The following is a 798-nucleotide window of genomic DNA, read 5'->3' as shown; positions in this document are numbered from 1 at the left end:
ACTCTTGCCATGAGCATGTCATGGTTCACGCGGTCAAAGAACTTCGCCAAATCCATGTCCACCACCCAACGGAGGCCGCTTTGGATGTACGTTTGGGCTTGTTTCACGGCGTCATGCGCTCGTTTCCCTTGGCGGAAGCCGTAGCTGTACCACGAGAAATGTGCGTCGAAGATCGGGTTCATCACTTGTAGGAGCGCCTGTTGGAGAAAGCGGTCCATCACGGTCGGGATGCCCAACAGCCGAATGCCGCCTCCAGGTTTGGGGATTTCCACCCGTTTGACAGCCCTCGGTCTGTAGGTTCCCGTGTGGAGCTCGGTTTTCACCGTTTCCCAGTGTGTTTTCAGGTAAGCTTGTAGCTCAGCTACCGTTACACCGTCCACTCCGGGAGCGCCTCCGTTCTGCACCACTCGCTTGTAAGCGAGTCGAAGGTTATCTCCTTCGAGCATCTTCTCCAACAGGTCGTTCTGGTCTTCGCGAGAGGAAGAGGCGAGTTGTGCCGACGAAGAACTCGGCGCTCCGACATACCCTGACGGCTTCACCGCTTCTCTTTGCCGCGAGCTCTCTGACGAGATTTTCTGCTGTCGTTGCTCTTCATGCGAACGCATCGTTTTCCTCTCTCCTTTCGGTTCGGCCCTTCCGGTTTCTGGCGTCCCGTACTCCCGTACTATGGCCTCTGCTGACTCCTGCGGGTTCAGCACAGCCTCCCGGCTCTGGTTACGAAGTCTACTTCGCGTATCCCGCAGGTCTCCCCAGATAAGAACGTCATCTTTCCGCCCGCGCCTGCCCAAGTCTACGGCT

Annotated in this window: 1 protein-coding gene; it reads right to left on the bottom strand. The window is 57.1% G+C overall.

The features are described from left to right. Nucleotides 1-605, bottom strand: a 605-nt coding sequence (locus ACY1JZ_RS26005; RefSeq protein WP_462631681.1) for a reverse transcriptase domain-containing protein, incomplete at its 3' end; no start/stop codon positions are given. Nucleotides 606-798: the final 193 nt, after the last annotated feature.

It is taken from the genome of Paenibacillus sp. J5, assembly GCF_054955055.1.
The sequence above is the reverse complement of the archived record's forward strand: the minus strand, read 5'-3'. Positions and strand labels throughout refer to the sequence as shown.